General features: G+C 37.6%; 3 protein-coding genes and 1 rRNA gene. All 4 read right to left on the bottom strand.

Annotated features, from left to right (window positions below; genetic code table 11):
* A 16S ribosomal RNA gene (locus tag BR72_RS14100) occupies positions 1-183 on the bottom strand; the annotation flags it as partial.
* Positions 184-417: 234 nt separating this feature from the next.
* On the bottom strand, positions 418-2892 hold the full coding sequence (gene gyrA / locus BR72_RS14095; RefSeq protein WP_035433835.1) for a DNA gyrase subunit A: 2475 nt from the start codon (positions 2890-2892) through the stop codon (positions 418-420).
* A gap of 91 nt (positions 2893-2983) precedes the next feature.
* On the bottom strand, positions 2984-4906 hold the full coding sequence (gene gyrB, locus BR72_RS14090; protein WP_035433833.1) for a DNA topoisomerase (ATP-hydrolyzing) subunit B: 1923 nt from the start codon (positions 4904-4906) through the stop codon (positions 2984-2986).
* 38 nt (positions 4907-4944) lie between these two features.
* Positions 4945-6072 (bottom strand): DNA replication/repair protein RecF, encoded by a 1128-nt coding sequence (gene recF, locus BR72_RS14085; RefSeq protein ID WP_035433831.1) that lies wholly within the window; start codon positions 6070-6072, stop codon positions 4945-4947.
* Positions 6073-6080 lie beyond the last annotated feature (8 nt).

Here is a 6080-nt window from a genome sequence, read left to right as displayed (position 1 = left end):
TGTTATCCGGTATTAGCCCCGGTTTCCCGGAGTTATCCCAGTCTTATAGGCAGGTTACCCACGTGTTACTCACCCGTCCGCCGCTAACTTCTTAAGAGCAAGCTCTTAATCGGTTCGCTCGACTTGCATGTATTAGGCACGCCGCCAGCGTTCATCCTGAGCCAGGATCAAACTCTCCAATAAAGTGTTTGTCTAGCATCATAAATAAAAATTGACGTTTCACGTTGTTTGTTTCGTTTAGTTTTCAAAGTTCAATGTCGCGTTTTGGCGACTTTCATAATATAACATAACATTTCATGTTCGTCAACAAATTGTTTTAACATTTTGTTTCAACGAATTGCTGACTCTGCCTATTATATAGACTTTGCTTCTCCTACGCAAGCCCTTTTTATAAAAAAAAGAATAAGGGAAGTTCCCTTATTCTTCTGAGCTTTCTTGATCTTCTTGTATCTCTTCTTCATCTTCTTTTTGTGTTTTTGCTACCGTTGCTACTTCTTGCTCGCCTTCTAAACGAATTAAACGAACACCTTGTGTATTACGTCCCATTTGAGAAATTTGATCAACCGGCATACGGATTAAAACACCCGCTGCTGTAATCAGCATAATATCTTCTTCACCATTTACAGACTTAACAGCAATTAACTTACCATTCTTATCTGTAATATTACATGTTTTAAGTCCTTTACCCCCACGGCTTTGGAGGCGATATTCTTCAACTGGCGTTCGCTTGCCATAACCATTTTTCGTTACAATTAAAACATCCATTTCATCTTCAACGATTTCCATGCCAACTACTTGATCTTCCTCACCTAACGTAATAGCTTTCACACCCGCTGCATTACGTCCCATCGAGCGAACATCTTGTTCATGGAAGCGAATTAACATACCGTTACTCGTTCCCACAATCATATCTTTTTCGCCTGTTGTTAATCGAACAGAAATAACTTCATCATCTTCACGAAGTGATATTGCAATTAAACCATTATTACGTATGTTAGCAAACGATGAAAGTGGTGTTCTTTTTGCAATACCCTGTTTCGTCGTAAAGAATAAGTAATGGTCATCACTGAATTCTCGGATTGGGATAATCGCATTTACCCATTCATCTTTATCTACTTCTAATAAATTAATAATCGGTATACCCTTAGCTGTACGGCTATACTCTGGGATTTCATATCCCTTCGTCCGGTATACTTTCCCTTTATTTGTGAAGAATAGAATATGATCATGTGTAGATGTTGTTAACAAATGTTCTACAAAATCATCATTGTTCGTCCCCATACCTTGAACTCCACGTCCGCCACGATTTTGCGTTTTGTACGTAGAAGCTGGTAATCGTTTTACATACCCATTATGAGTAAGTGTAATTACAATGTTTTGCTCTGGAATTAAATCTTCATCCTCGATTGCTTCCATACCGCCAATTGTAATTTCTGATCTTCGTGTATCATTAAAGCGATCTTTAACTTCTGTTAATTCTTCACGAATAATTTCAAGAACTTTCTCTTCATCTGCGAGAATTGCTTTTAACTCCGCAATCAATGCAAGTAGTTCTTGATATTCTTGTTCGATTTTTTCACGCTCTAACCCTGTTAAACGTTGCAAACGCATATCTAAAATTGCTTGGGCTTGCTTTTCACTTAAGCCAAAACGTTCCATTAATCCTTGCTTTGCAATGTCTGCTGTCTTCGAATTACGAATTAGAGTAATTACTTCATCAAGATGATCTAACGCAATGCGTAAACCTTCTAAAATATGAGCACGAGCTTCCGCTTTCTCTAATTCATATGCAGTACGTCTACGGATAACGACCTTCTGATGATCCAGGTAATAATATAGACATTCTTTTAAATTTAATACTTTCGGTTCTCCATTTACGAGCGATAGCATATTAATACCAAAGCTTGTCTGAAGTGCTGTATGTTTATATAAGTTATTCAATAACACATTTGCATTAGCATCTCGTCGTAATTCCATAACGATACGCATACCAGTTCGATCTGATTCATCACGTAAATCTGTAATACCATCAATCTTTTTGTCTCGAACAAGCTCCGCAATCTTTTCAATCAATCTTGCTTTATTCACTTGATATGGTAGTTCAGTCACAATAATAGATTGTTTCCCATTTGCCTTCTCTTCGATTTCTACTTTTGCACGAAGAATTACTGTACCACGCCCTGTTTCATACGCTCTTCGAATTCCACTTCGTCCAAGAATTTGACCAGCTGTTGGGAAGTCTGGGCCGGGAATATACTCCATTAATTCCGCAATCGTAATCTCCGGATTATGACTTAACGCTAATACCCCATCAATTACTTCACCAAGCTGATGCGGAGGAATGTTCGTTGCCATCCCAACCGCAATACCTGTTGCACCATTTACTAATAAATTAGGAAAGCGCGCAGGTAATACAATCGGTTCTCTTTCCGAACCATCATAGTTATCTTGATAATCAATTGTATTTTTTGTGATATCACGCAATAGTTCCATAGAAATCTTGGACATTTTTGCCTCTGTATAACGCATCGCAGCCGCCGAATCACCATCGACAGAACCGAAGTTACCATGTCCATTTACTAGCATATAACGTTGACTAAAGTCTTGGGCCATTCGCACCATTGTTTCATATACCGCCGAATCACCGTGTGGATGATACTTACCAATTACTTCACCAACAATACGCGCAGACTTCTTATACGCCTTATCAGCAGTAATCCCTAAATCGTTCATCGCATATAAAATTCTGCGGTGAACAGGTTTTAATCCATCACGAACATCTGGCAGTGCACGAGATACGATAACGCTCATCGCATAATCTAAAAACGAGGTACGCATTTCTTGGCTAATATTAATTTCTCGAATTCGGCCTTGTTGTTGGTTGTCTGACATCAACCAGCACCTCCTCATTACATTTCCGATCGATATATCATGTTCATTTATACGTAGAAGACAGGAATACTCCGATTCCTGTCATCAGTCATTAAATATCAAGGTTTTTCACATATTTTGCATTTTCTTGGATAAAGTTACGACGTGGTTCAACTTTATCACCCATTAAAATTTCAAATGTTTCATCCGCTTCGATTGCATCTTGAAGCGAAACTTGAAGAAGTGAACGTATTTCTGGATCCATTGTTGTTTCCCATAACTGCGCTGGATTCATTTCTCCAAGACCTTTATAGCGTTGAATACCTGGTTTTGGTAGTTTCGGAATTTCCGCTAATATACTTTCAAGTTCTTTATCGTTGTAAGCATATTCAACTCGCTTACCTTGTTGCACTTTATATAATGGCGGTTGTGCAATATATATATAACCGTGCTCAATAATTTGACGCATATAACGGTAGAAGAACGTTAATAATAGGGTGCGAATATGAGCACCGTCGACATCAGCATCCGTCATAATAATAACTTTATGATAACGCGCCTTTTCAATATCAAAGTCTCCGCCAATACCTGTACCAAGCGCAGTAATAATTGTACGCACCTCATCGTTTGATAAAATTTTATCTAAACGAGCTTTTTCGACGTTAATAATTTTTCCCTTAAGCGGTAAAATTGCTTGAAAATGACGATCACGCCCTTGTTTTGCTGAACCACCCGCAGAATCACCCTCTACGATATAAATTTCACTAATAGAAGGATCTTTAGAAGAACAATCTGCAAGTTTTCCTGGCAAGCTTGATACTTCTAGTGCACTTTTTCTTCGCGTTAATTCACGAGCCTTTTTCGCCGCCACACGTGCGCGAGCTGCCATCGTTCCCTTATCTACAATTTTTCGAGCGACATTTGGGTTTTCAAGTAAAAACTTTTCAAGTGCTTCAGAGAAAACTGATTCTGTAATTGTTCTCGCTTCGCTATTTCCGAGTTTCGTTTTCGTTTGCCCTTCAAATTGCGGATTTGGATGTTTAATGGATACAATAGCCGTTAAACCTTCACGAACATCTTCACCCGTTAAATTACTATCAGCATCTTTTAAAATATTATTTTTCCGGCCATAATCATTAATCACACGTGTTAATGCTGTTTTAAATCCAACTTCATGCGTACCACCTTCATACGTATGAATATTATTTGTAAATGAATAAATGTTAGTTGTATATCCTTCGTTATATTGAAGAGCAACCTCAATTTGAATTCCATCTTTTGCACCTTCTACATATACCGGCTCTTCATGTATCGGCTCTTTAGAGCGATTTAAATGCTCAACATAAGACTTAATACCGCCTTCATAATGGAATTCTTTCTTTTGTTTATGCTCACGTTTATCTTCAATTGTTAGTTTAATATTACGATTTAAAAACGCTAGTTCTCGTAAACGAGTTGCTAACGTATCAAATTCATATTCCGTAGTTTCAGTAAAAATTTCTGCATCTGGTTTGAAACGCGTTACTGTTCCTGTGTGATCTGTATCCCCAATCACCTTTAAGTCTGCAACCGGAATACCACGTTCATATTTTTGATAATGAATTTGCCCGTCACGGTGAACAAATACCTCTAGCTCCGTTGATAATGCATTTACGACAGAAGCACCTACACCATGTAAACCACCAGAAACTTTATAACCGCCGCCGCCAAATTTCCCACCTGCATGAAGGACTGTCATAATAACTTCTACAGCGGGACGACCCATTTTCTCGTGCATCCCAACCGGAATACCACGACCATCATCTGTTACTGTAATACTATTGTCTTCCTCAATAGCTAGATTAATCTCATCACAATATCCTGCTAATGCCTCGTCAATACTATTATCAACAATTTCCCATACAAGATGATGAAGACCTTTTCCACTCGTCGAACCAATGTACATCCCTGGACGTTTTCGAACCGCTTCTAGTCCTTCCAATACCTGTATTTGACTTTCATCATATGCATTCTCTTGCATTTCCTTTTGTTCCATTGACACAAAGATCACCTACTTTTCCATTTAGACAGAAGTTATTTATCTTCTTCTCCACAATCCACTGTGCCGTTCGTTACATGAATTGTTTTTGCTTGTTTTAATGTATCATGCTCAATTCCATCAACACTTGTCGTTGTTACAAACGTTTGCACTTTTCCTTGAATCGTATTAAGCAGATGTGATTGCCTGTAATCATCTAGTTCCGATAACACATCATCTAATAAAAGGATTGGATATTCGTTAACTTCTGAATAAATCAATTCGATCTCAGCTAACTTTAGGGAAAGCGCGGTCGTTCGTTGTTGTCCTTGCGAACCAAAAACTTGAACATTTTTCCCATTAACAAAGAATTGCAAATCGTCACGGTGAGGACCAATTAAGGTTGTACCACGGAAGATTTCACGTTGTTTCACAGATTGGAAACTTTCATAGTATACTTCTTCTATTTTCGACAAATCCATGGATTCTGATACATCTATGCTTGGTTTATAAACTATTTCTAGTTCTTCAAGTCCTCTGCTAATTCCTTGATGAATTGGAGCTGCCCATTCTTGTAATAGACGTAAAAATTCAAAACGTTTTTTTAACACTTTTACACCATGCTCAACGAGTTGAATTGTAAACACATCTAGCATAGCTTCATCACTTTTACTGCTTCCTTGCATTTTTTTAAGCAAATGATTACGCTGTGTAAGGACTTTTTGATATTGACTTAATTCATACAAATACACAGGAGCTATTTGTCCAAGCTCCATGTCTAAAAAACGTCTTCGTACTTGAGGACTTCCTTTAACAAGATTTAAATCTTCTGGTGCAAACATAACAACATTCATCACACCAATATATTGACTTAATTTTTGTTGCTCAAGTTGATTTAACTTTGCCTTTTTCCCTTTTTTAGAAACATTTAGTTCTAAAGACAAAGAGTTGTTTCTCTTTTGTAGTTTCCCTTTTATTTTACCATAATCCTCATCCCATCGGATAAGTTCACGATCATTAGAAGTTCGATGAGATTTCGCCATCGCTAATACGTAGATTGCTTCCATCAAATTGGTTTTTCCTTGCGCATTTTCACCAATAATTACGTTTACTTTATCTTCGAAGGAAAGATCTAACTTCTCATAATTGCGATAGTTCTGTAAATGTAATTCTGTAATATACAAAGGGATCC

Source organism: Bacillus sp. UNC322MFChir4.1 (genome assembly GCF_000746135.1).
In the GTDB taxonomy this organism is placed as follows: Bacteria; Bacillota; Bacilli; order Bacillales; family Bacillaceae_G; genus Bacillus_A.
Note: the sequence above shows the minus strand (reverse complement) of the source record. Positions and strands in the feature narration are given on the sequence as shown.